The organism is Mariniflexile sp. TRM1-10 (assembly GCF_003425985.1).
Taxonomy (GTDB): domain Bacteria; phylum Bacteroidota; class Bacteroidia; order Flavobacteriales; family Flavobacteriaceae; genus Mariniflexile.
Genome location: NZ_CP022985.1, coordinates 3,226,613 through 3,251,299 on the forward strand (window position 1 = coordinate 3,226,613; position 24,687 = coordinate 3,251,299).

The window sequence follows — 24,687 nt, forward strand, 5'->3', positions numbered from 1 at the left end:
ACAATGGAAAACAAAGCATATAAATATATAGCCTTCCTTTTTATATCACTATTAATAATAGCTTGTGGCAATAAGGAAAACCGTACTGATAACGATGGGCATTCCCATAATGAAGAAGTTGAACATGTAGACGACGAAGTAATTCTTACAAACCAACAATTTGAAGCACTTAAAATGAAAATAGACACACTTGTATTACGCAATATGAGTGGTTATGTTGAGGCTAACGGCACGTTGGAAGTTCCACCACAAAATGAAGCTGCCATCACTACTGTTGTTGGTGCAAATGTGGTGTCTATTACAGTTATTGAAGGCGACAAGGTTACTAAAGGCCAGATAGTGGCTTATTTGTCTCATCCTAATATTATACAAATGCAAACCGATTATTTAAATGCTTACAGCCATAGTAATTTTTTAAAGAAAAACTATGAACGTCAACAAAAATTATATGATGCAGGTGTGGGTTCCGGTGCTAATTTTCAAAAGGCAGAAGCAGAATATGACGCCTCAAAAGCCATGGTAAATGGACTGGCGGCACAACTTAAAATACTAAATATCAATACAGCGTCTGTCCAAAATGGTATTATAGCACAACGCATTGCATTACGCACCCCAATAGAGGGCTTTGTGCAAAAAGTAGGAGTAAAAACTGGGCAATATGTCGAACCACAAACCGAGTTGTTTGAGATTGTAAATACACACCACATACACGCCGATGTTATGGTGTTTGAAAAGGATGTATATAAAGTAAAGGAAGGTCAAAAAGTAACGTTTACGGTACAGTCTGTACCAGACACCGAACTTACGGCAGAAATCTATTCAGTTAGTAAAACCTTTGAAGAAAATCCGAAAGCGGTTCACGTACACGCTGAAATTGAAAACAAAACAGGCCATTTAATTCCTGGGATGTATATTCAGGGCCGCATTCAAATAGATAATATCCAAACCATAGCATTACCGGAAAGTGCCATTGTAAAAGATGGCGATCGATCTTATGTGTTTTCAGCAGAAAAAGAGAATGACGATTGGTCGTTCTCTCCTGTTGAGGTTATTCTGGGTGCTAAAGATGGTCATTGGGTTGCGATTCAATTTTTAGAAGACCCAAAACCTCATACAACATTTGCCTACAATAATGCTTATTACCTTCTTGCGGAAATGAAAAAAGGTGAAGCGGAACATTCACATTAACTATGGAAAGCTTTCGGTTTTAATCTTCGATTTCCATCTTCAGAGTATATAAAAAATCCGTAATACAATTGATTATTATTTGTTTACGGATTTTTATTTATGCGATATTGTACAGAAAATAGCTTAAACAGTCTCTTAATCTTCATAGAAATTGGCTGCTTTTTTTAATTTTTGTTGCATGCGTTCCCTAAGGCTTTTAGGTTTTAAAACTTCTATGGAATCACCAAATCCCAAAATCATACGTTCAAGTTCAAAATTGATTTGTACAAAAATATTAAAGATAATGCCATCATCTGTCTTTTTTATAATTCTCTGTGAACTATGAAAAGGTTTGGTTATAACATAAGGGGCATTGTGTCTATCCACCCAAAATTGAATGCGTTCAGCACGGGTATTTGAAACCGTTACCCCAATAACATCTTTATAAAATGCGTCTCCATTAAAGTTATCATCTATATAAGGAATGGACGTATCATAGGCAATTTCAACAATTCTATCTAAAGCAAAAGTTGAAATTGGCTTTTTGGCAGACGTTTTACCAACTAGAAACCACCGATTATTAAACTCTTTTAAGATAAAAGGGTGAAAAACAATTTCCGAAGCTTCACGGGCTTTAAAGGATTGGTAGGTAATTCGCAAAACCATTTTTTTAAGAATGGCTTGATATAAAACATCCAAATGTTCTAATCCTTTTAGTTTTTCATTCTTATCCAAATGAATGATGGCAGACTGATGTGTTTTCTCGGTATAAACCTTATCCTCTAATCGCTGAATAATACCTCCTAATTCAGAAAAAAGTGAGAAATCTTTAAATTGTTTTAGCATCTCAACAGTTTCGGAAAGGACGTTCATATCATTTTCATTTAGAGGGATGTCAGTAATAGAGTAGCCTTCATCGTCATATTTATAATATTTCTTATCATAAACAACTATGGGCGCATTATAACCTAATTTGTCGCTACGCATCATTTGAATGTCTAATTGTATAGTACGTTTGCTAACATTTACATCCCTTCCTTCATACTCATATAGGGCGTCCGAGCATGCTTCAATTAAATCATCTAATGTCCATTGCCTATAGTGGTTCTGTAAACATTTATCTATCGTTTTATAGCGTATTAATGCATTTTTATTGAGTGCCATTACAGTGTTTCAAGTTCTTTTTTTAGATTATTCCTAGCTTGTATCTCAAATAGATCGTAAAAGGTGTCAGTGTGGTAAATATTAGGTTTGTGTAAAAAATGGTTCAACACTTTTCTTCTTCCCTTTTTATACATGAAACTTGGAACAGACGCATATTCCTCCCTGATGTGCTGTGTGTATTGAAAATATGTTTCCCAAGGCTGACCAAGAATGGCAATATCAAAATCAACCATCCATTTTTCATCTTTATTTTTACTAGGTATGTGGTCTTTCGTTACCATAATAAGATGAAATATGCGCTCAATAGATTTATCATCTAACGCCGTCTTTAATAAATACTTTGTGGCTAACTCAGCACTGTGTAATTCATTTTTTTTACTCCAAATACTATAGACAATATCATGGTAGAAAATGGCATAGGCCACTTCGTTAGGATATTGCAATTGATCTTTATAAGTATCGAAGTACTTGAATAGCTCCCATAGATGATCGAGGTTGTGATACTTTCTAAAAGGCTGCTTATAATTTTCTAAAAGTTCCTCCCAGTGCTCTTTTATTTGGGTGTCATCATCAAACCAATGACCAAGTACTCGATAGAACCTCTCTTTTAAATCCATCTGAATAATTTTTAGAAATTTAGCAATTATTATTTACTACGCAAAATGATTGCGCACATTGATTAAATATTTGCTTCGGAATCATAAATAAGTCATTATAAAAGTGACTTAAAAGTAGTACGCCGTCGAACAGGGAGTCGACGGCGTTTAAAATAAATTGGAAATGAAAAATAAAACAGAAATTACAGGACACACATTAATTGAAATGGGTTTTAAGTCAGGAAAATGGTTTAAAGAAGCTTTAGAGCATATTAATGAAATGGGATTGGAAGGAGCGGCTTTAGATAGCTATTTAGAGCAGTTTAAGTCACCAGACCCGATAGATTTACATGAAAATGCGATGCCATTTTCAATTAATATTAAAGCTGGGAACGCGTTGGAAGAAACAAATGTGAATGAGGTTATTGAAACCATGAATGTACTAATGAAAACGCCAACTTTAGTTGATGGTGCTATTATGCCAGATGCCTGTCCTACAGGTTCATCAGGAACGATTCCGGTGGGTGGAGTTGTAGTGGCTAAAAATGCCATTCATCCAGGAATGCATAGTGCCGATATTTGTTGTTCTGTGATGTTGACTGATTTTGGAAAAGCAGACCCTAAAGATGTTTTAGATGCTGCTCATAGCGTCACGCATTTTGGTCCAGGAGGGCGTTCCAGGGAAAATCAATTTAGGTTTCCTATGGATTTGTTAGCAGAAATAGAGGCGAACTATTTTTTAAATGACCAAAAATGTATTTCAGCAGCAAGGTCACATTTGGGTACTCAAGGAGATGGCAACCATTTTTTATTTATTGGTAAATCTAAAAACACAGGAAATACCATGATGGTTACACATCATGGAAGCAGGGGATTTGGAGCTAATTTGTATTCTAAAGGCATGAAAGTAGCAGAGCGATACCGAAAAGAATTGTCGCCAGATACACTAAAACAAAATGCTTGGATTCCTTTTGAAACAGAAGAAGGAGCCCAGTACTGGGAAGCATTGCAGATTGTTAGAAAATGGACAAAAATAAACCATGAGTGTCTTCACGATGCGACTTTAGAGAAATTAGGAATCGAAAAAGAGAATAGATTTTGGAACGAACATAATTTTGTATTTAAAGATGGTGATTTGTTTTATCATGCAAAAGGGGCAACTCCTTTAGATAAAAAATTTATGCCAGATATTACAGGACCAAGATTGATTCCTTTAAACATGTCTGAACCCGTTTTAATTGTGGAAGGTGGGACTACAAAGCGTAATTTAGGTTTTGCGCCTCATGGTGCAGGAAGAAATATGAGCAGAACGCAACATAGAAAAAGTAAAACAGGAACCTTCCAAGATATTTTTAATGAAGAGACGGAAGGGTTGGACGTTCGATTTTTCTCTGAAGAGATTGATATCACAGAACTGCCAAGTGCATACAAAAATGCCGAAACCGTAAGAAATCAAATGGAAGAATTTGGTTTAGGAAAAGTTGTTGACGAAGTATTACCTTTTGGGTGTATTATGGCTGGCGATTGGAAGAAAAATGCGCCTTGGAAAAAAAGAAGAAATAATGAGAAATGAAATACTTAATAAGTTAAAACAAATAGAAGAAGATAGAAATATAGAAATCTTATTTGCTGTAGAATCGGGAAGCAGGGCTTAGCAGACAGGGGCGGATAAAGTGAACCATTTTCGGCGGATGAAAACGGGTATAGCTATATTATTATAAATCCTTTTTATGACTTAGGCTAGAATTGTTCTTAATAGTGTAATAACCTCCATTTTTTAGTGATTTATTTTGACTGCTTTTTAAATAAGTACATTTTTAAACAATTCTATTTTATAGGGAACGTACACTCCAAAAAATGGTTTAAAAATTGTACGGTTAGGGTCACAAAAGTAAAGAAGGCTTTCAAGAAAATGAAGGTCTTTTTTATATAATAAAATCAATCTAATGCATTTTTTGTTACAAACCATCTCCACCCAATAATTGCCATTTGTAGTTTGGTTGCTTTAGCTAAATCTAATTGTTTTTTAGAGTAACTGGGGAGTATCAGTTTATTAACCTTTGCTAAAAATTTGAATACTTGCTTTTTCATTTTAAAATACTTCTTAGAAAACAAAAATAATAAAACTTATTCTAGACTAAGTTTTACGTTTGTTGGCTTATATAATCGAAAGTATAATAACGATTATAAGTTTGGCAAGTGTTATCATCATTTTAGGTTTTTAAGGTTAGTAAATAGTTTATTACATCAATGTTTTTTGAAGGTACATTTTTACTAAAATATAAACCTGAAATTTTACCAAAATCTATGAATTTGCATACAAATATGTAAGCCTAAAAATGATATATCTATTAATATTTTATATAGTGCCTTGGTTAATGTTATAAAATGTAACTATATATTATATTTTTAATTTCATTTTAAAACATTTATAGGCCTTTTTTGAAACTTTTTTTATTGAGCAAGGGGTTGTTTGTTATAAAAATGGCATGATTTATCCATTTTGATCTTTTTTAGGTTTAATAATTTTATGAACGGTATATTAGTACATAATAAAGATCCAAATATATTCAGATGTCAGTCTGAGCCTTTCGACTGCGCTCAAGATAAACTAAAGTCGAAGACATTGGAAATTTCAATTTTTCTCATGTACTAAAGAACAATTTATTGAGTTTAGTTAAAGTTTTACAGAGAGATTTAAAAATAGTTTAAGAGCTATATATTTGTAAAAAAAAAGTTTCTATGAAGGTAAGTCTCCTCTTATTTATTGTTTTTTTGATACCACGATTAGGTTTTAGCCAAATAGTAATAAATGAATTAGATTGCGACACACCCGGCATTGATGATGTAGAGTTTGTGGAATTATTATCCGAAACCCCAAATTTTTCATTGGATGGATTTGTGTTGGTTTTTTTTAATGGTTCAACTAACGGGCAACATACAAGTTATTTCGCTTTAGACTTGGATGGTTATGAAACCGATGTTAATGGGTTGCTATTAATTGGGAGTATAAACCTGTCACCGTTTCCCCAATATGTTATAGCACCAAATAGTATTCAAAATGGCGTAGATGCCGTAGCTATTTATAAGGCTGATGATTTAGATTTTGAAGAACCAGTAAAGGCCTATGTAGATGATACACTTATCGACGTTTTAATTTACAGAACAACACAATCAGATGGAAACGAATTTGTTTCTATTTTTTCAGCATTCAACCCAAGTATTCAAATAATTAGTGAAGGTGCAACCAATAACACCAACTCAATCCAAAGGAATAACGATGGCACTTATACCGTAAAATCGCCAACACCAAGGCAATTAAATGATGGCAGTGGTGTGGTTTTAAATGGCATTTTAATGACGATAGTACAAACGAGTTATAATGAAGGTGAGACGTTAGATATTGTATTGACGTCAGAACAAACCCTAACCTCAGATATTAGTTTTACCATTACCTTAAATAACGGAACTTTTAATACCTCTGATTTTACAGGGAATACCTCTATAACCATTCTAAATGGGACCAGTACATCTTCAACAAGTATAACGTTAATTGATGATGATTTTGACGAAGGAGACGAAGAAATGCTTATTAAATTGTTGGGCCTGGTATCACCAAATTACTCATTAAATAATAATTTACGAATTCGGGTTGTTGATAATGATTTTCAAGTGGCTCCTTTTGGAACGCCTATAAATCCGACTTATGGTATGGTAACAAGTACACAGCCGGCAGGCTATTATAATAGTTTAGATGGACAATTTGGTAGTGCTTTGCATCAAGCCCTGCAAGATATTATAGCCGAAGAAGGCGTGGTAAAAGCACAAACTTATGCAGATATAATTGATATTTTAAAAGAAGCCGATCAAAACCCATCACATAGCAATCAGGTTTGGTTGGTATATAAAGAAATGGGTCGTGCTAAGCTGGATTACCAAACGACCTCCAACAGTATTGGTAAATGGAACAAAGAACATATATTTCCACGTTCGCGAGGTGGATTTAATAGTATCGATTTAGACGAAATTGCCGATGGTAAAAGTGTATTTTGGAATACAACAGCCGATTCTTTACGTCACGGAAACTCCGATGCGCATGCGTTGCGAGCAGCCGATGGACCAGAGAATAGCAGTAGGGGTAACCAGTTTTATGGCGAGTATAATGGCCCTTCGGGCACTTTGGGTAAATTTAAAGGCGATGTGGCTCGAAGTGTTTTTTATATGGCAGTGCGATATAATGGATTGGAAATTGTCAATGGCTATCCCGAAGGTATCAAAGGGCAGTTTGGAGATTTAACAACGCTTTTGGATTGGCATAGAAACGACCCGCCAGACGATTTTGAAATGAATAGAAATAACGTCGTTTATACTTGGCAGTACAATCGAAATCCGTTTATTGACCAGCCAGATTTGGTTGAATATTTGTGGGGAAATAGGGTTGGGCAAGTGTGGAGCCAATCATTAGCTACTGATGCAAAAGGTTTTTCATCCATTAAAATATTTCCAAACCCTACTATGGGTACCGTTTTTATAAATGGTATAAAAAACGATACCGTTATAGACGTGTTTTCGTTAGACGGAAGAAAGCTTAAAACGCATGTAATCAATCAAAATACTTCATTAGAGCTACATGTGTCGCGTGGTATTTATTTGCTTAAAGTATCTTCTAACGGCAAAATACACACACAGAAAGTAGTCGTTAATTAAAAACACTTCACAGAGTTTAAAAAATACTGTGAAGTGTTTTGTAAATTAGGGTAGGTAGGTTTTTTACTTCTTTTTGGTTGTTATTTCAATCACACCATGTTTGCCTTTTTCGCCGTATTTTTTTATGGCATGATCACCTTTTAAAACATTAACTGAGGCTATTTTGTCTGGATGTATTTTTTCAAATACTTCTTCTTTTTCTTCTTTTCCATCTATTATATATAAAGCTTCACCACTTAGTTTAATAGTGTGTTTCGTAGTGTGTTTTGATGAATTTTTTCTTTTGGAAATTGAATCAAAAGGTTTTTTAACTATAAGGTGATCTTCCCGTTTATCTTTCTTTGTTGTAATTAAAATAACACCCTCTTTTCCTTTATCACCAAACAATCTGGTAGCATTTTCACCTTTCAATACATCTATTTTCTTAATGTGGTTAGGGTCTAATACATTCATATCTTCTTTAGATATTTCTTTGCCGTCAACAATAAATAGCGGTTGTTGTTCTTGGTTGGTATTGTAATTGGTATGAGTGTTATTTGTTATAATAATAACTTCATCTTTTGCTTCTTCTCTATAAGTTTTAACTGCTTCTTTCTTTTTGTTAAAATGAATTGAGTCATTTGTGTATTCAACAACAGATATGCTGTCTGAAGAAATATTGTTTCGAACAGATACCTTCCATGGAGATGTTTTATTGGTTTCTTTGGAATCTTCAATCTCACTTGTTTCTTTATCAAGTATACTTACTCCAATGGTTTTTTCTGTTTTAAAAAAGTAAAAAGGTTTTATAGGTTCATTCTTAGTATTGTAGGCATTCCAGGTAGCACTACTACCTCTTTCATTTTGAAATTTGGTAGTGATACTAACAATTTCTTCCTTTTCATTTCTTTTTAAGTTCGTATAAGCAAAATCTATACTGTCTTTTTTAAGCTCACTTTTTGTTTTTTCTAAATCATTGTCGGTTAAATCTTTATTAAAAATAATTTTTATATCCTTGGAATTATCGGGGTTTAAAGCTCTGTTATTTACTTCTTGGATATAAACTTCTTCGGTATTAAAGCTCATTAAAAATAAGGCTAAGGCAGGAATAACTAAAGCATACTTCAGTTGATTGATCTTTTTTGATTTTGATTTGTGTAACATAACGATTCGTTTTTTGATTAATGAATTATAAAAAGGATTACTTAAAGCCATTTGATGAGATGGCATACTTGTTTTAAGTAAGGTGTATTGATAGCTTTTTTTGCAGTCGGTTTTGGTTGCAGTAACCGCATCGGCTATAAATTCTAAATTTTGTTTTAAATCTTTATTGTATAGCCAGATAAATGGATTAAACCAAAGTAGAACACAACTTATGTGCGTTATCAATATATCGAATGAATGACTTTGTTTTGCGTGTACTTTTTCGTGGGTAATTATTTGTTCAAGCTCCGTTTTGCTAAATGGTATTGGGTTATAGACTATCCAATTAAAAAACGAAAATGGCGATACATTATTAGTCGTTTTTATAAATCGATAACCATCAATTTTTTCACCTTTGTTTTTAATAAACACAAGAGCCAAAGATGTAAACTGAACAATAAACCGAATAGAAAAACACACAACCCCCAGGCCGTAAATTAATGGTAAATACTCTAATAAATTAAAAGGTTTTTCTACGTTTTCGGTTGTAATAGATGTTTTGAAAATATAACCGGAAAAGTCTAAAGGGGGTGCCTCTACATAGATGGGTATGACTATAAAAGGCAATAAAAAGGCAGCAACTAATCCTATTAACAAAAACCATCTATTTAACTCAAAAAAGGTTTCGCGTTGTAATAATATTTTATAAATTATATAAAATAGGGCTATAATAGCACTGGCTTTTATTAAATATTCCATAATTATTTATCCTTTTCGATTAAAGCAATAATCTCTTTTAAGTCTTCAACGCTAATCTTTTCTTCTTTAGCAAAAAAGGATACCATATTTTTATACGAATTATTAAAATAGTTATCAATAGCCACTATCATAAAGCGTTTTTTATAGTCCTCCTTACTTACAATAGGGTAGTATTGGTGGGTCTTTCCGTAGGCATTATAACTAACATAGCCTTTGTCTTCTAAGTTTCTAATAATGGTTGAAAGGGTGTTATAATGTGGTTTGTCATCTTTAATTTCAGCTAAAACATCTTTTACAAAAGCCTTTTCAAGCTTCCATAAAATATGCATAATTTCCTCTTCTTTATTTGTTAACTTTTCCATTGAATAATGATTTTTTATTCCCGTGTAGGCGGGAATCTTCGTAATTATACTTTTTATTGATGCAATACAAACATATAACTATTTTTATAGTTATACAACTATGTATTTAGTTATTTAACTAAAATTTAAGTTTTCATTCGTTGTTAAATAGAACTAGGAAGTCTAATTTTAGCTCAGGATAAAAACTTTTAACTTTTAACTTCAAACTTTTAACTTTCATTTATCTTCGCAAAAAAAAATAATAGAATGAGTATAATTTGGGTTGTTTTAGGATTTGCATTATTAGTAGTAGGCGGGGAATATCTTGTTAGGTCGTCGGTAGCTTTATCATTTAAGTTTAATATATCTAAAATGGTAATTGGTATGACAGTGGTATCGTTTGCAACTTCAGCCCCCGAATTATTAGTAAGTCTACAAGCAGCCTTATCGGGTTCGCCAGCTATTGCCATTACCAATGTAGTGGGGTCTAATATTGCTAATATAGGTTTGGTCTTAGGTGTTACCGCTATGGTAGGAACTATTGTTGTGGATAAAGCTTTTTACCGTCTTAATTGGCCTATAATGATGGTGTTCTCCATTGTGCTATACTATTTCCTTAAAAATGACAATATACTTTCAGCTTTTGAGGGTATGGTGCTTTTTATGGGCTTGGTTCTATTTTTAATAATTTTAATAAGAAGTACCAAAAAAGATACTGTTGTAGAAGAGGTTGATGAAACATTAGCTGTGGTTTCCAATTTTAAAATAGGTACATGGTTGACCATTGGTGCCGTATCATTATATTTTGGTAGTGAGTGGTTGGTAGAAGGTGCTAAAGCAATAGCTTTATCTATTGGGGTTAGTGAAGCAGTTATAGGGGTGTCTTTAATAGCTATAGGTACAAGTGTTCCAGAGTTAGCGGCATCTATAATTGCAGCTGCTAAACAAGAAAAGGCTATTTCTTTGGGGAATTTAATTGGGTCCAATATTTTTAATATCGCTTCAGTTTTAGGCTTAACGGCTATTATTAAGCCGATACCTGTTACGGAATCATCAATCCTTACAAGTGATATTTTCTGGATGCTAGGTTTCGCTTTTGTATTATTACCGTTAGTGCTTTTGCCTAAGAAATTTGAAATTAACCGAGCTAAAGGATTCTTTTTAGTCTTTGTTTATGGTATTTTTATGTTTTTACTGTTTACTGCTGGAAAGTAATTTACTAGTTATTACTAATAAAAAAGGGTTTGCAATTTGCAAACCCTTTTTTATTATGAACAAAATGTATTTAAAATTAAACCTTAGCAGATTTAACAGTTTTAATAATTCTAGCTGCAATTTTGTATGGATCACCATTAGAAGCTGGACGTCTGTCTTCTAACCAACCTTTCCAACCTTTATTTACAGTAATTAAAGGGATACGGATAGATGCACCTCTATCAGAAATTCCATAAGAGAAATCAGTAATAGAAGCTGTTTCGTGTTTACCAGTTAAACGTTGGTCGTTAAACTCACCATATACTTCAATGTGTTCTTTTACAACTGGGCGGAACGCTTCACATATTTTTTCGTAAACTTCTCTAGAACCACAAGTTCTTAAAGTAGAGTTAGAAAAGTTTGCGTGCATACCAGAACCATTCCAATCCATATCTTTTCCAAGTGGTTTTGGGTGGTATTCAATATAGAAACCATATTTTTCAGTTAATCTGTCTAGTAAATATCTAGCAATCCATAATTCATCACCAGCTAATTTTGCACCTTTAGCAAACAATTGGAATTCCCATTGTCCACAAGCAACTTCTTGGTTAATTCCTTCAAAATTTAAACCAGCTTGAATACATAAATCTGCATGCTCTTCAACTAAATCTCTACCATGTGTGTTTTTTCCACCAACAGAGCAGTAATACATACCTTGTGGTGCAGGATAACCACCAACAGGGAAACCAAGTGGTAACTGTGTTGCAGTATCCATTATAAAATATTCTTGCTCAAAACCAAACCAGAAATCATCATTGTCATCATCAATAGTAGATCTACCATTAGATTCATGAGGTGTTCCATCGGCATTCATAACTTCAGTCATTACTAAATATCCATTAACACGCTCTGGATCTGGATAAATTGCTACAGGCACTAATAAACAGTCTGAAGATCCACCTTCTGCTTGTCTTGTAGAAGATCCATCAAAAGACCAGTTTCCTATTTCTTCAAGAGTTCCTTTAAAGTTTTCATGCTCTTCTACTTTGGTTTTACTTCTCATGTTTTGAGTTGGGTAATAACCGTCTAACCAAATGTATTCTAATTTAATTTTTGCCATAATTTTTTAAAATGAGAAATTAATAATGTTTCAACAAATATATATTTTTATTAAGATACTTTATATCTAAGGGGGTGTTAAAGTAAAAACCTAAGTTATTTTTATTTATACCCTATTTTTTTAAGGCTTCTATTAAAAAAAGTATATTTTTTTATATAAATAATGAAAAATTCTTAACACAAAGAAAACATATTGTTTATGCTATATTTACGATATTATTACTTTTGTAAAAAAAATCAATAACTTAAATTAATAAGAGCCAATGTCTACTTTAAGATTTCATGCTATTAAAGAATCGCTTGCCAATAAGCCTGTGTTGGTTGAAGAGAAAGAGCGTCGTTCCGATTTGTTTGGAAAAAACGTTTTTAATGAAAATACCATGCGCCAATATTTAACCAAAGATGCCTTTATTGGTGTTATGAATGCTATTCAATTTGGTAAAAAAATTGATAGAAATATCGCAGACCAAGTGTCGTCTTCCATGAAAGATTGGGCATTATCAAAAGGGGTGACGCATTACACGCATTGGTTTCAACCATTAACTGGAACAACTGCCGAAAAACATGACGCTTTTTTTGAAACCATAGGTAATGGTATGGCCATTGAAAAATTCGGAGGTGACCAATTGGTGCAACAAGAACCTGATGCTTCCAGTTTTCCAAGTGGCGGTATTAGAAATACATTTGAAGCTAGAGGCTATACCGCTTGGGATCCTACATCGCCTGCATTTATATATGGGACAACACTTTGTATTCCAACGATATTTGTGGCATACACAGGTGAAGCATTAGATTATAAAACGCCACTATTAAGAGCCTTAAATGCGGTGGATAATGCAGCCACCGATGTCTGTAAGTATTTTGATAAAAATGTAAAAAAGGTAACCTCGTCTTTAGGTTGGGAGCAGGAATATTTTTTAATCGATAAAATGTTGGCAGCCAGTAGACCAGACATTACCTTGACAGGGAGAACCTTATTAGGACATTCTTCCGCAAAAGGCCAACAGTTAGACGACCATTATTTTGGATCTATCCCAAACAGAGCATTGAACTTTATGCGCGAACTGGAAACGGAATGCATGCTTTTAGGGATTCCTGTTAAAACACGTCACAATGAAGTAGCACCAAACCAATTTGAATTAGCGCCAATTTTTGAGGAAGCTAATTTGGCGGTAGACCATAATTCCTTATTGATGGATATTATGGGCAGGGTTGCTTCACGTCATAATTTTAAAGTGTTGTTACACGAAAAGCCATTTGCCGGCATTAACGGTTCGGGTAAGCATAATAATTGGTCGCTTTCAACCGATACGGGAGTCAATTTATTAGCGCCAGGAAAAACCCCGATGAGCAATCTCCAGTTTTTAACCTTTTTTATTAATACTATAAAAGCGGTTCACGAAAACGAAGCATTGTTAAGGGCATCTATAGCATCGGCAAGTAACGACCACAGGCTGGGTGCAAACGAAGCGCCTCCTGCAATTATTTCAGTCTTTATTGGTGAGCAATTAACCAAGGTTTTAGAAGAACTGGAAGGCGTAACAAAAGGAAAGCTTTCACCAGAGGAAAAAACAGAGCTTAAACTTAATGTTGTTGGTAAAATACCAGACGTTTTACTGGATAATACAGATAGAAACCGAACATCGCCTTTTGCTTTCACAGGGAATAAGTTTGAATTTAGAGCTGTTGGGTCTTTAGCAAATTGCGGCAATCCAATGACGGTTTTGAATACGATTGTGGCCAAGCAATTAATAGATTTTAAGAAAGAAGTAGATGCTTTAATTGATAAAAAAGAATTAAAAAAAGATGAGGCCGTTTTTAATGTGTTGAGAGAATATATAAAATCTACAAAAGCGATTTTGTTTGAAGGAAATGGCTATGGAAAAGAATGGGAAGATGAAGCTAAAAAACGTGGCTTAAGCAATAATAAAAATACCCCGGAAGCTTTAAAAGCTAAAATCTCAAAAAAATCAATCGCATTATTTGAAGACATGAATGTGATGAGTAAAATAGAATCTGAAGCACGTTATGAAATAGAAATGGAAGCCTACATTATGCACATTCAAATTGAAGGACGTGTGTTAGGTGATATTGCTCGCAACCACATCGTGCCAACCGCAGTTAAATATCAAAATATTTTAATTGAGAATGTAAAAGGCTTAAAAGAAATTTTTGAAGACAACTACAAAAAAGTATCACAAGAACAAATTAATTTAATTCAAGTCATTTCAAGCCATATTGAAGCTATCAATGCGAACGTTACCAAAATGACCGATGAGCGCAGGAAAGCCAATACCATAGAAAACATAGAAGATAAAGCCTTGGCGTATTGCTACCAAGTAAAGCCTTTGTTTGATGATATCCGTAAGCACTGTGACAAGTTGGAATTATTGGTAGACGATGAAATTTGGCCACTAACAAAATACCGTGAGCTTTTATTTACCCGATAAAATGTAATTTTCAAAATCCCACTGTAAAAAGCGGGATTTTTTAATTCAAAAAATTAACTTTGCACCTCAATATCATACTATGAGTCAAGAAGTTTCTAAACGCTATGCGCAACGTGGCGTTTCTGCATCAAAAGAAGATGTTCACAACGCTATAAAGAACATCGATAAAGGATTGTTTCCTAAAGCATTCTGTAAAATAGTTCCGGATTATTTGACAAATGACGACGATTATTGTTTGATTATGCATGCAGATGGTGCAGGAACAAAATCTTCCCTTGCTTATATGTATTGGAAAGAAACTGGTGATATTTCTGTTTGGAAAGGCATTGCACAAGATGCGTTAATTATGAATATTGACGATTTATTATGTGTTGGTGCGACCGATAATATCATGCTGTCATCAACCATCGGGAGAAATAAAAATTTAATCCCAGGCGAAGTGCTTTCAGCGATAATTAATGGTACTGAAGAATTGATTTCCGAATTAAGGAATTTCGGTGTGACCATTCATTCCACAGGTGGCGAAACAGCTGATGTGGGTGATTTAGTGCGCACCATCATAGTCGATTCCACCGTAACTGCACGTATGAAGCGCAGCGACGTTATTGATAACGCCAATATTAAAGCAGGCGATGTCATTGTAGGGTTAGAGAGTTATGGGCAAGCAACTTACGAAAAAGCCTATAATGGCGGTATGGGTAGCAACGGATTGACCTCTGCACGTCATGATGTTTTTAACACCTATTTAGCACATAAATACCCTGAAAGTTTTGATGCGTCGGTTCCGGAAGATTTGGTGTACTCAGGAAATGTGAAATTAACAGATGCTGTTAAAGATTCTCCAATAGATGCTGGTAAACTTGTTTTATCTCCAACACGGACCTATGCGCCAATCATCAAAAAAATAGTATCGGAATTTAAAAGCGATAAACTTCACGGTATGGTGCATTGCTCAGGTGGGGCGCAAACCAAAATTCTTCATTTTATTGATGAATTTCATATTATTAAAGACAATATGTTTCCTATTCCACCGCTGTTTAAGTTAATACAAGAACAATCGAAAACCGATTGGAAGGAAATGTATCAAGTGTTTAACTGTGGGCATAGAATGGAGTTGTATGTGTCGCCGGAAATTGCAGAAAGCATCATTAATATATCAAAAGCATTTAATGTTGATGCTAAAATTATTGGTCGTGTTGAAGCATCAAAAACTAAAAAGCTTACAATAAAAAGTGAGTTTGGGGAGTTTACATATTAGATTTCCGTCTTTTTCGCTAAAACGGAATGATTATTGATAAAAATGTAATTTATCAAAACCAACTTTACATTATGAAGCACGTTTTATTAGTAGCTGTTTGTTTCTTTTTTCAGCTTGTACAATCTCAACCAGACACTTTATTTTTAAGAACAAAAGCAGCAAAATATGATGGCCCCGTATGGGTCCAAAAAAATAAAGCTTCAGTAAGTTTAAGCGAAGTCGCCTTTGTTAACTGGAATTCCGGAGGTACTAATTCTATTTCTGGTCTTTTAGGAATGGAATCTTCGGCCAATTATACCGATAAGTATTTTTCATGGCGAAACGATGTTGTAATTAATTATGGTGTTAATAAACAACAAGACAGAGAGCTGAGAAAAACCGAGGATTTGTTTGAGCTGAATTCAGATATTGGTTTCAAGCCAGATAGTATTTCAAATTGGTACTATTCAGCAAAACTTAATTTTAGAACCCAATTGGCAAACGGTTATAGATATCCGGATAAAGACATGCCGATTTCAAGATTGATGGCTCCGGGGTATTTGTTTTTTGGGGGTGGAATGGAATATGGTAAAAATATAGAGCAATTGTCATTTTACTTTTCGCCACTAACATTAAAAGCAACATTTGTATTAGATGAAAATTTGGCAAATGAAGGAAAGTTTGGTGTTACGCCTGCTGTTTTAGATAGTGAAGGTAATGTTATTGTTCCAGGGAAACGTGTTAGAAAAGAAGTAGGTGTTTTGGTAAATAATAGCTACGAAATGGAAGTCGCCACAAACATTAAGGTAAAGCAGCAGGTAAGTCTTTATTCCGATTACATAAATAACTTTGGAAATGTAGATGTTGATTGGAGAATTGACTTCGATTTTAAAGTGAATCATTTTATAAAAGCAACACTTGGTTCTCATTTAAGATATGACGATGATATTAAAACTATCATACCATCGGAGATTGAAGGAGAGACCGATGAGGCTGGGGCCAAAGTGCAATGGAAACAGTTTCTAGGTATTGGTTTTGCAGTTGATTTTTAAATTGTTTGTTTAATGCTGACTTTGAAAATTTGTTAACTTTTTAATGTTAATAAATAATTAAATAATTGATAATCAGTTATTTAATATAAATGCTTTGTAAACTTTATGACATTTATCATGTTTTAAGTTTTATTTTTTTTGTTACTTTATGGCTGTTATTAGTAATAACATTTAATCTCCATAAATAAAACAAAATGAATCAAGAAGTCGCCAAAACCCCACCCAAAACGTATTCGCAAGATGAAGCTTTCAATGCTTCCTTAAGTTATTTCAATCAAGATGATCTTGCTGCACGTGTATGGTTAAATAAATATGCCCTAAAAGATTCTGAAGGGAATATTTATGAGTTAACCCCAAACGACATGCATCAACGTATTGCTAAAGAATTAGCAAGAGTTGAAAAAAAATATGCAAACCCGCTATCTGAAGAGGCCATTTTCGATTTAATTAAGGACTTTAAATACATCGTTCCCCAAGGTAGCCCCATGGCAGGAATTGGTAATCCATATCAAATCGCATCACTTTCAAATTGTTTTGTTATTGGAAATGTGGGGGATTCCGATTCTTATGGAGCCGTCATGAAAATTGACCAGGAACAGGTGCAACTTATGAAACGTCGTGGAGGTGTTGGTCACGATTTGTCACATATACGTCCTAAAGGTTCTCCGGTAAACAATTCAGCATTGACATCTACGGGCATTGTTCCTTTTATGGAACGCTATTCAAATTCAACTAGGGAAGTTGCACAAGATGGTAGGCGAGGTGCGCTTATGCTGTCGGTTTCCATTAATCATCCAGATTCAGAAGATTTTATAAACGCCAAGTTAGAGCAGGGCAAAGTTACGGGCGCCAATGTATCGGTTAGAATAGACGATGCTTTTATGGAAGCGGTTAAGAATGATACTGAATATACCCAAAAATATCCAATCTTTAGTAGTCAGCCAAAAGTGTCAAAAACCATTGATGCTAATTCCTTATGGAAAAAAATTGTACATAATGCTTGGAAATCTGCCGAACCCGGTATTTTGTTTTGGGACACGATCATTAATGAATCTGTGCCCGATTGTTATGCCGATTTAGGTTATAAAACGGTCTCTACAAACCCATGTGGTGAAATTCCGCTGTGCCCTTATGATTCTTGTAGATTGTTAGCCATTAACTTATTTTCTTATGTCGAAAATCCATTTACAAAAGAGGCTAGTTTTGATTTCGATTTATTTAAAAAACACATAGCGGCAGCACAACGTATTATGGATGATATTATCGATTTGGAATTGGAGAAAATTGATAATATCCTTCTTAAAATAGATGAAGATCCAGAGTCGGACGAGGTAAAAGCAATCGAGCGTAACTTATGGATTAACATAAAAAAGAAAGCCCAAGAAGGTAGAAGAACCGGTATTGGCATCACTGCTGAAGGTGATATGTTAGCCGCTTTAGGAATTAAATATGGAAGTGAAGCAGGTAACGCCTTTTCATTAGAAGTTCATAAAACCATTGCCATTGAAGCATATAGAGGTTCGGTACATTTGGCTAAGCAGCGCGGTGCGTTTTTGGTTTTTGATGTAGAACGCGAAAAAAACAATCCGTTTATTCAACGTTTAAAAGATGCCGACAGTCAACTGTATTATGAAATGTTGGAATATGGCAGACGCAACATAGCCTTGTTGACCATTGCTCCAACGGGAACCACTAGTTTAATGACGCAAACCACATCAGGTATCGAACCTGTATTTTTGCCCGTTTATAAACGAAGAAGAAAAGTAAATCCAAACGATAAAGAAGCACGTATAGATTTTGTTGATGAAGTAGGTGATTCTTGGGAAGAATATGTGGTATTCCACCATCGTTTCAAGCAATGGATGGAAATAAACGGCATGGATACTTCTAAAAATTATTCCCAAAAAGAGATTGATAAATTAATTAAAAAATCACCTTATCATAAGGCAACATCCAACGATGTGGATTGGTTAAGCAAGGTAAGTATGCAGGGCGCTATACAAAAATGGGTAGACCACTCCATAAGTGTCACCATTAATTTGCCTAACGATGCAACTGAAGATTTAGTTGGTGCCTTGTATTTAAAAGCATGGGAAGTAGGTTGCAAAGGCGTAACCGTTTATAGGGATGGTTCGCGTTCGGGTGTGCTAATTGCTAATGATGAGAAAGAAGACAAGCAGCAAGAATCCTTAACGCCTTTTCCTGTAAAACGTCCGCAAATCTTAGAAGCTGATGTCGTTCGCTTTCAAAATAGCAAAGAAAAATGGATTGCCTTTATAGGGTTGATAGAAGGCAGGCCTTATGAGATTTTCACTGGTTTAGCCGATGATGAAGATGGTATTTTAATACCACGTTGGGTAAACGAAGGCTTAATAATTAAAAATAGAAATGAAGATGGTACGTCTCGTTATGATTTTCAGTATAAAAACATAAGAGGCTATAAAACCACTATAGAAGGCTTATCGCATAAGTTTAACCCAGAGTTCTGGAACTATGCCAAGCTTATTTCAAGCACCCTGCGTCACGGGATGCCCATCGATAAAATTGTCGATTTAATCAATAGTTTACAACTAGATAGCGAATCTATTAACACGTGGAAAAATGGGGTAGTGCGTGCTTTAAAACGTTATGTTGAAGATGGCACCCAAGTAAAAGGACAAACCTGCGATACTTGTAAATCGGAGAATTTAATATACCAAGAAGGCTGCTTAACCTGTAAGGATTGCGGGTCTTCTAAGTGTGGATAATATTTTTAATAATGATTAGAAAAAGGAAGTTGATTTATGATTGGCTTCCTTTTTGGTTTTTGAATATTGGCATGTTTGTTTAAAGATATAGTGTATCGACTCGTTTTCGCAGCTTAAGTAACTAATCAGTAATATAAACCGAATAGGGGATCTGCGAGTACTTCCGTAAACAGAATTGTATTAGTAATTAATTTATAAGGAATTATCCGCAGTTATTTTTTCGATATTATTGTATTCAATCCAAGATTTTAGTCTTCCTACATAGAACATTTTAAGATAATTTTCAGATAAAAAGATATTCGACCAGTCAAACCTTTGTGCTTGGACACCAAGATAAAAAACAAAAACAGCTAATCCTGCTTTAGGAATTAATTTCAATTCATTGTCGGATAAAAGTCTAATGCTTTGATAGCCTTCCAAAAAATGTTTCATTTTCAGTTCATATTCTTTCTTGTCGGGTTCAATGTGAAATAATTGCTTGCAAAAATAGCCAACGTCTAAAATTTGTGCGCCATTTCCACAAAAATCAAAGTCGAAAATTGTAATTTCTTTTTCATTTGTCACCGCCATATTATCATACCAAACATCCATATGAACAACTCCCTTTTGAATGTTTTCAAAATCAGTTTTTTGAAAGAACCCACCAATCTCTCTGATGAATTCCATTTCTGGCAATTTCTCTGAAAAGAATTTTTTTAAATGTTCATAAGGTAACTCTAAAAGTGATTCGTAGTTATAAGAAATTCGGTCGATGGTTCTGTTTGAAGTAAGGTTGTGAATTTTAGCCGTTAGTGAGCCAATTGAAAAACAAGTCTCTTTATCAGTAAATCTAACTTTGTCTCCTTGCGCAAACGAAAAAAGTACGACGTATCTAATTCCTTCTGGTGCATTTATTATTTGAATGAATTCTCCGTTTTTATCTTGAATGGGAAAAGAAACACTTAAATTATTCTCTCTTAATAAATTTAAAAGTTCTATTTCTTCAATAATTTCAGATTTTGACCTCCAATTATGACTGTAAACTCTTAAAACATATTTTGTTTCGTTGTCGGAAAGAAAATAAGTGTGATTCATTCCGGTTCTAAATAGTTCACAATTGAAATTCCCATTCAATGGATAGTTATCTTTTGTAAATGCACCTAATTCTTTTGCAGAAAGAATAGAATTTGTAACTGGGAATGTTGTCATTCTTTAATTATTAAATTGATTGTTCATTGATAAAATCAGTTTTTACAGAAACCCGTAGTTCCCCGCTAACATAAGCATTTTACTGTGCCATTAAAAAGCTAACATTGGCTTTTTTTACGTTAATAAGGACTTAATTTACTCTCATAGCTTACTCTCTTTACTTTTTTATGCCGTCACGAGTGAGACGCCCGCGATAGTGGTGAAAGATTATTTTTTAATCGATAGACCCCATACTTACATACTTATAATCCTCAAGTTCTTTTAGGTTTTCAATATATTTCGAACAACCATTTTTTATAAGGTAAATGGAGTTCGAGGCACCAACGATATGTTGATACATATGGTCTGTTATTATAATCGCTTTTTGATGGTTTTCAATCTCAATTAAAGAGGTTATTTTTTCAATATATAAAGGCGCTATATGGGAAAAGGGTTCATCTAGCAACACGATTTTACTTGAGGATTTTAATATTAAATAGACTTCAACAACGCGACGTTCGCCACCAGAAAGTCTATTGAACTTTAAGTTTTCAAATAAAGCGAATGATGGAAAGCTATTGATAAAATCAATCCAATCTACGTTAAAGAGTTTGAAAGCTGTTTTTGTCTTTAGACTATTTGGTATAAAATGATGTTGAGGTAAATAAGATACTAATTTGGTTTGATAAAGCGGTTTTAAAATGGGTTTGCTGTTTATTCTTATTAATTTGTATTTGGGGTTTAATGTCCCAAAAATAATTTTTAATAAGCAGCTTTTTCCGCAACCGTTACCTCCTAAAATACCTGTTGTTTTTCCCGTTTCAGCTTTTAAATAAATACCATTTAAAATGCGTTTTTCTTTAAAATACAGTTCTACGTTATCTATCTCCAAAATCATATAAATGCCTTTATAGTTGAAAGTAGGGAAATGGTTAAAAAAGCATCGATGATAAAAAATATAAAAAATAATTTGAAGGTAGAAATGCCTAAATTTTTATAGAATATTAGTTTTTGTTTGAAAGAAGATTCATTAATAAAATATGCCAAGAATAGAATCAAGAAAATTTTTGCTATAATTACTAAGGACATATAATTACCCAAAAGTACGAACAGGAATATACTTAATCCAAACGACCAAAATAAAAAGGGCTTGTAGAAGTGAAATATGGGAGTTAATTGTTGCATAGCATATAGATAACGACTTAAAATTAAGAATATTTTCAGTATTCAATTATAAGATAAAAGTTATAATATATAGAATTCATAAATTATCGTATTTTTGCCCCACAATTTAAATAGGTAGATGTTAGACAAGTTACAAATAGTAAAACAACGTTTTGATGAGGTGAGTGATTTAATCATTCAACCCGATATCATGACTGATCAAAAGCGTTACATTGCATTAAACAAAGAATATAAAGACCTTAAAGTACTTATTGGCAAACGTGATGAGTACATTGAGGTGACCAATAATTTAGCTGAAGCTGAAGCTATTCTTTCTGAAGGTGGCGATCCCGAAATGGTTGACATGGCTAAAATGCAGTATGAAGAAGCCAAAGACCGCATTCCTAAACTGGAAGACGAAATAAAATTCCTTTTAATACCTAAAGACCCCGAAGATACTAAAAATGCCGTGGTAGAATTACGCGCCGGAACTGGTGGTGATGAAGCAAGTATTTTTGCGGGTGATTTGTTTAGAATGTACACCAAATACTGTGAAAGTAAAGGTTGGAAAGTAGATACGGTAGATTTTAGCGAAGGCACCAACGGTGGTTTTAAAGAAATACAATTTGAAGTAACGGGCGAAGATGTATATGGCACTTTAAAATTTGAAGCAGGCGTACACCGTGTACAACGTGTGCCACAAACCGAAACCCAAGGGCGTGTACATACCAGCGCTGCAACTGTTATGGTGTTTCCAGAAGCCGAGGAATTTGATGTGGAGATTAATCCAAAGGAAGTTAGAATTGATTTTTTCTGTTCATCGGGTCCTGGTGGTCAGTCGGTAAATACAACCTATTCGGCAGTGCGTTTAACGCATTTACCAACCGGATTGGTGGCGCAGTGTCAAGATCAAAAATCGCAACATAAAAATAAAGAAAAAGCATTTAGGGTATTACGTTCGCGTTTATATGAAATGGAGCTGGCCAAGAAAAATGAAGCAGACGCTGTAAAACGTGGTTCTATGGTATCTTCAGGCGATAGAAGTGCCAAGATTAGAACCTATAATTACCCGCAAGGGCGTGTAACCGACCATAGAATTGGCTTAACACTTTACGATTTATCGAATATTGTAAATGGTGACATCCAAAGAATTATTGACGAATTACAATTAGCCGAGAACACTGAAAAGTTAAAAGCTAATAGTGATGTGATTTAGTCCCTATCTGACTCTTTCCCAAAGGGAAAGACACTCAGAAGAATAAAATAAGTAGTAGCAAGCACATAACAGTTTCCTCCTTTGGAGGATTAAGGAGGAATGACAACAAACCAATTAACAACCCAAATCAAACAAAAGAAATCCTTTCTATGCATAGGTCTGGATGTTGATTTGGATAAAATCCCACCGCACTTATTACAAGAAGAAGACCCTATTTTTGCTTTCAATAAAGCGATTATAGATGCAACCCATCAATTGTGCGTTGCTTATAAACCAAACACGGCATTTTATGAAGCCTATGGTTTAAAAGGATGGAAAGCCTTGGAAAAAACCATCAATTATATAAACGAAAACCATCCAGATATTTTCACCATTGCCGATGCTAAACGTGGCGATATTGGCAATACCAGTACCATGTACGCTAAAGCTTTTTTTGAGGATCTAGCATTCGATTCGGTTACGGTGGCGCCATATATGGGAAAAGATTCCGTGGAGCCTTTTTTAGCGTTTGAAAACAAGCATACTATTTTATTGGCTTTAACCTCAAACGAGGGGGCATTCAATTTTCAAACGAAAACGGTTGATGGAAAGGAATTATACAAACAAGTTTTAGAAACCTCAAGAACTTGGAAAAATGCTGAAAATTTAATGTATGTAGTTGGTGCTACTAAGGCAGAATATTTAGCAGCTATTAGAAACATTATTCCAGATAGTTTTTTATTGGTGCCCGGAGTTGGGGCGCAAGGTGGTAATTTACAAGACGTTTGCAAATATGGGATGAATGCCCAGGTTGGTTTGCTAATCAATTCTTCAAGAGGTATTATTTATGCATCCAACAACGAAGATTTTGCGCAAGTCGCAGCAGCTAAAGCATTAGAACTTCAGCAAGAAATGCAAACTATTTTATCTAAACAGTAATCATCCGTTTACGGAATTCGGGTAATCAACTTTATGGGTGTCTTCTACAAAGTTTGATATTTTTTTTTCAAATTCCTTTAGACTAATTAGCTTGTTTAGGTTGGGTTTAATTCTGCCAACTTTACAAAAATGTGGACTCATACTTCTTTTTTATATAAAGTACGGAAGTTTATGGGTTTTAGACGTAACTAAAAAGTTAAAGAATTAATAAAAAAGTGGAAATAAACAAATTTCTTGAAACGAACAACCCTTGGGAATTCTTTAGATTAAGATTTTACTTGATTTCTTGAAAAATATCGAAGGGTATTTAACTTGTTAAGTAATCTCATGGCACGGAATTCGGCAAGATCACTAAGCTCTGAATCTGTTTGACGGAAATTGTATGCCTGCTCCATCAGCTCTTTATATCGCTCATCGAGTTTTTTTTGACGATTTTTTATGATATCATTGGTACTCATATATACTACTGAATAACAGTTAATTAAATATACATTTTTTATTCATAAATGAGAAAAAATATTTAATTTATTTTTCAACCACTAGAAAAAAATCAATAAACAAGGCTGT

The 24,687-nt window shown here is 34.1% G+C and carries 21 protein-coding genes; 11 read left to right on the forward strand and 10 right to left on the reverse strand.

The features are described 5' to 3' along the window. Positions 1-3: 3 nt before the first annotated feature. On the forward strand, positions 4-1,188 hold the full coding sequence (locus CJ739_RS13640; protein WP_117176260.1) for an efflux RND transporter periplasmic adaptor subunit: 1,185 nt from the start codon (positions 4-6) through the stop codon (positions 1,186-1,188). Between the two features lie 135 nt (positions 1,189-1,323). Here CJ739_RS13640 and CJ739_RS13645 read toward each other — a convergent pair whose 3' ends face one another. Both CJ739_RS13645 and CJ739_RS13650 read right to left on the reverse strand, forming a co-directional pair. Next, complete coding sequence (locus CJ739_RS13645) at positions 1,324-2,331, reverse strand: helix-turn-helix transcriptional regulator (RefSeq protein ID WP_117176262.1); 1,008 nt, start codon at positions 2,329-2,331, stop codon at positions 1,324-1,326. Further along, positions 2,331-2,948, reverse strand: a complete 618-nt coding sequence (locus CJ739_RS13650) for an HD domain-containing protein (RefSeq protein WP_117176264.1) — start codon at positions 2,946-2,948, stop codon at positions 2,331-2,333. The genes CJ739_RS13645 and CJ739_RS13650 overlap by 1 nt, the downstream gene beginning before the upstream one ends. Positions 2,949-3,111: 163 nt before the next feature. Between CJ739_RS13650 and CJ739_RS13655 the strand changes: the two genes are divergently transcribed. Together CJ739_RS13655 and CJ739_RS13660 are read left to right on the forward strand one after the other, a co-directional pair. After that, positions 3,112-4,500 (forward strand): RtcB family protein, encoded by a 1,389-nt coding sequence (locus CJ739_RS13655; RefSeq protein ID WP_117176266.1) that lies wholly within the window; start codon positions 3,112-3,114, stop codon positions 4,498-4,500. Further along, on the forward strand, positions 4,490-4,582 hold the full coding sequence (locus tag CJ739_RS13660; protein WP_117176268.1) for a DNA polymerase beta superfamily protein: 93 nt from the start codon (positions 4,490-4,492) through the stop codon (positions 4,580-4,582). Before CJ739_RS13655 ends, CJ739_RS13660 begins: the two co-directional genes overlap by 11 nt. A gap of 283 nt (positions 4,583-4,865) precedes the next feature. Here CJ739_RS13660 and CJ739_RS13665 read toward each other — a convergent pair whose 3' ends face one another. Then, complete coding sequence (locus CJ739_RS13665) at positions 4,866-5,018, reverse strand: SsrA-binding protein (protein WP_117176270.1); 153 nt, start codon at positions 5,016-5,018, stop codon at positions 4,866-4,868. 651 nt (positions 5,019-5,669) lie between these two features. On the opposite strand from CJ739_RS13665, the gene CJ739_RS13670 reads away from it, so the two are divergent. Then, on the forward strand, positions 5,670-7,634 hold the full coding sequence (locus CJ739_RS13670; RefSeq protein WP_117176272.1) for an endonuclease: 1,965 nt from the start codon (positions 5,670-5,672) through the stop codon (positions 7,632-7,634). Positions 7,635-7,697: 63 nt separating this feature from the next. Here CJ739_RS13670 and CJ739_RS13675 read toward each other — a convergent pair whose 3' ends face one another. After that, a complete protein-coding gene (locus tag CJ739_RS13675) occupies positions 7,698-9,515 on the reverse strand; it encodes a M56 family metallopeptidase (RefSeq protein WP_117176274.1) in 1,818 nt (605 codons plus the stop codon). Positions 9,516-9,517: 2 nt separating this feature from the next. Next, complete coding sequence (locus CJ739_RS13680) at positions 9,518-9,877, reverse strand: BlaI/MecI/CopY family transcriptional regulator (protein ID WP_117176276.1); 360 nt, start codon at positions 9,875-9,877, stop codon at positions 9,518-9,520. A gap of 246 nt (positions 9,878-10,123) precedes the next feature. On the opposite strand from CJ739_RS13680, the gene CJ739_RS13685 reads away from it, so the two are divergent. Further along, positions 10,124-11,071 carry a calcium/sodium antiporter gene (locus CJ739_RS13685; RefSeq protein ID WP_117176278.1) on the forward strand — a complete coding sequence of 316 codons (948 nt, stop codon included), beginning with the start codon at positions 10,124-10,126 and terminating at the stop codon, positions 11,069-11,071. A 76-nt stretch (positions 11,072-11,147) separates the two neighbouring features. Here CJ739_RS13685 and CJ739_RS13690 read toward each other — a convergent pair whose 3' ends face one another. After that, on the reverse strand, positions 11,148-12,170 hold the full coding sequence (locus tag CJ739_RS13690; protein ID WP_117176280.1) for a glutamine synthetase beta-grasp domain-containing protein: 1,023 nt from the start codon (positions 12,168-12,170) through the stop codon (positions 11,148-11,150). Positions 12,171-12,432: 262 nt separating this feature from the next. Between CJ739_RS13690 and CJ739_RS13695 the strand changes: the two genes are divergently transcribed. From CJ739_RS13695 to CJ739_RS13710, 4 genes are all read left to right on the forward strand, one after another. Continuing rightward, a complete protein-coding gene (locus tag CJ739_RS13695) occupies positions 12,433-14,619 on the forward strand; it encodes a glutamine synthetase III family protein (RefSeq protein ID WP_117176282.1) in 2,187 nt (728 codons plus the stop codon). A gap of 79 nt (positions 14,620-14,698) precedes the next feature. Then, positions 14,699-15,877, forward strand: coding sequence for an AIR synthase related protein (locus CJ739_RS13700; protein ID WP_117176284.1), 1,179 nt, complete (start codon positions 14,699-14,701; stop codon positions 15,875-15,877). Between the two features lie 71 nt (positions 15,878-15,948). Continuing rightward, entirely contained in the window at positions 15,949-16,908 is a 960-nt protein-coding gene (locus tag CJ739_RS13705; RefSeq protein WP_117178993.1) for a DUF3078 domain-containing protein, read from the forward strand. A 194-nt stretch (positions 16,909-17,102) separates the two neighbouring features. After that, entirely contained in the window at positions 17,103-19,655 is a 2,553-nt protein-coding gene (locus CJ739_RS13710; RefSeq protein WP_117176286.1) for an adenosylcobalamin-dependent ribonucleoside-diphosphate reductase, read from the forward strand. Positions 19,656-19,847: 192 nt separating this feature from the next. On the opposite strand, the gene CJ739_RS13715 is transcribed toward CJ739_RS13710, so the two are convergent. Next, the gene (locus CJ739_RS13715) at positions 19,848-20,843 is read right to left on the reverse strand and encodes a phosphotransferase (protein ID WP_117176288.1); all 996 of its coding nucleotides are present in this window, start codon (positions 20,841-20,843) and stop codon (positions 19,848-19,850) included. A gap of 214 nt (positions 20,844-21,057) precedes the next feature. Then, the gene (locus tag CJ739_RS13720) at positions 21,058-21,720 is read right to left on the reverse strand and encodes an ATP-binding cassette domain-containing protein (protein ID WP_117176290.1); all 663 of its coding nucleotides are present in this window, start codon (positions 21,718-21,720) and stop codon (positions 21,058-21,060) included. Positions 21,721-22,125: 405 nt separating this feature from the next. Between CJ739_RS13720 and prfA the strand changes: the two genes are divergently transcribed. Both prfA and pyrF read left to right on the forward strand, forming a co-directional pair. Next, positions 22,126-23,202 carry a peptide chain release factor 1 gene (prfA, locus tag CJ739_RS13730; RefSeq protein ID WP_117176294.1) on the forward strand — a complete coding sequence of 359 codons (1,077 nt, stop codon included), beginning with the start codon at positions 22,126-22,128 and terminating at the stop codon, positions 23,200-23,202. A 99-nt stretch (positions 23,203-23,301) separates the two neighbouring features. Next, entirely contained in the window at positions 23,302-24,120 is an 819-nt protein-coding gene (pyrF, locus tag CJ739_RS13735; protein ID WP_117176296.1) for an orotidine-5'-phosphate decarboxylase, read from the forward strand. Here the strand turns inward: pyrF and CJ739_RS20370 are convergent, their stop codons facing one another. Then, the gene (locus CJ739_RS20370; protein WP_162880217.1) at positions 24,121-24,261 is read right to left on the reverse strand and encodes a hypothetical protein; all 141 of its coding nucleotides are present in this window, start codon (positions 24,259-24,261) and stop codon (positions 24,121-24,123) included. Positions 24,262-24,386: 125 nt separating this feature from the next. Then, positions 24,387-24,578 carry a Lacal_2735 family protein gene (locus CJ739_RS13740; protein ID WP_117176298.1) on the reverse strand — a complete coding sequence of 64 codons (192 nt, stop codon included), beginning with the start codon at positions 24,576-24,578 and terminating at the stop codon, positions 24,387-24,389. Positions 24,579-24,687: the final 109 nt, after the last annotated feature.

What these genes read in the sequence shown, in the direction of transcription:
- CJ739_RS13705 (WP_117178993.1), top strand. Translation starts at nt 15,949, where the DNA reads ATGAAGCACGTTTTATTAGTAGCTGTTTGTTTCTTTTTTCAGCTTGTA.
- CJ739_RS13695 (WP_117176282.1), top strand. Translation starts at nt 12,433, where the DNA reads ATGTCTACTTTAAGATTTCATGCTATTAAAGAATCGCTTGCCAATAAG.
- CJ739_RS13665 (WP_117176270.1), bottom strand. Translation starts at nt 5,018, where the DNA reads ATGAAAAAGCAAGTATTCAAATTTTTAGCAAAGGTTAATAAACTGATA.
- CJ739_RS13650 (WP_117176264.1), bottom strand. Translation starts at nt 2,948, where the DNA reads ATGGATTTAAAAGAGAGGTTCTATCGAGTACTTGGTCATTGGTTTGAT.
- CJ739_RS13655 (WP_117176266.1), top strand. Translation starts at nt 3,112, where the DNA reads ATGAAAAATAAAACAGAAATTACAGGACACACATTAATTGAAATGGGT.
- CJ739_RS13640 (WP_117176260.1), top strand. Translation starts at nt 4, where the DNA reads ATGGAAAACAAAGCATATAAATATATAGCCTTCCTTTTTATATCACTA.
- CJ739_RS13660 (WP_117176268.1), top strand. Translation starts at nt 4,490, where the DNA reads ATGAGAAATGAAATACTTAATAAGTTAAAACAAATAGAAGAAGATAGA.
- prfA (WP_117176294.1), top strand. Translation starts at nt 22,126, where the DNA reads ATGTTAGACAAGTTACAAATAGTAAAACAACGTTTTGATGAGGTGAGT.
- CJ739_RS13715 (WP_117176288.1), bottom strand. Translation starts at nt 20,843, where the DNA reads ATGACAACATTCCCAGTTACAAATTCTATTCTTTCTGCAAAAGAATTA.
- CJ739_RS20370 (WP_162880217.1), bottom strand. Translation starts at nt 24,261, where the DNA reads ATGAGTCCACATTTTTGTAAAGTTGGCAGAATTAAACCCAACCTAAAC.
- CJ739_RS13710 (WP_117176286.1), top strand. Translation starts at nt 17,103, where the DNA reads ATGAATCAAGAAGTCGCCAAAACCCCACCCAAAACGTATTCGCAAGAT.
- CJ739_RS13700 (WP_117176284.1), top strand. Translation starts at nt 14,699, where the DNA reads ATGAGTCAAGAAGTTTCTAAACGCTATGCGCAACGTGGCGTTTCTGCA.
- CJ739_RS13720 (WP_117176290.1), bottom strand. Translation starts at nt 21,720, where the DNA reads ATGATTTTGGAGATAGATAACGTAGAACTGTATTTTAAAGAAAAACGC.
- CJ739_RS13675 (WP_117176274.1), bottom strand. Translation starts at nt 9,515, where the DNA reads ATGGAATATTTAATAAAAGCCAGTGCTATTATAGCCCTATTTTATATA.
- CJ739_RS13740 (WP_117176298.1), bottom strand. Translation starts at nt 24,578, where the DNA reads ATGAGTACCAATGATATCATAAAAAATCGTCAAAAAAAACTCGATGAG.
- pyrF (WP_117176296.1), top strand. Translation starts at nt 23,302, where the DNA reads ATGACAACAAACCAATTAACAACCCAAATCAAACAAAAGAAATCCTTT.
- CJ739_RS13680 (WP_117176276.1), bottom strand. Translation starts at nt 9,877, where the DNA reads ATGGAAAAGTTAACAAATAAAGAAGAGGAAATTATGCATATTTTATGG.
- CJ739_RS13670 (WP_117176272.1), top strand. Translation starts at nt 5,670, where the DNA reads ATGAAGGTAAGTCTCCTCTTATTTATTGTTTTTTTGATACCACGATTA.
- CJ739_RS13690 (WP_117176280.1), bottom strand. Translation starts at nt 12,170, where the DNA reads ATGGCAAAAATTAAATTAGAATACATTTGGTTAGACGGTTATTACCCA.
- CJ739_RS13645 (WP_117176262.1), bottom strand. Translation starts at nt 2,331, where the DNA reads ATGGCACTCAATAAAAATGCATTAATACGCTATAAAACGATAGATAAA.
- CJ739_RS13685 (WP_117176278.1), top strand. Translation starts at nt 10,124, where the DNA reads ATGAGTATAATTTGGGTTGTTTTAGGATTTGCATTATTAGTAGTAGGC.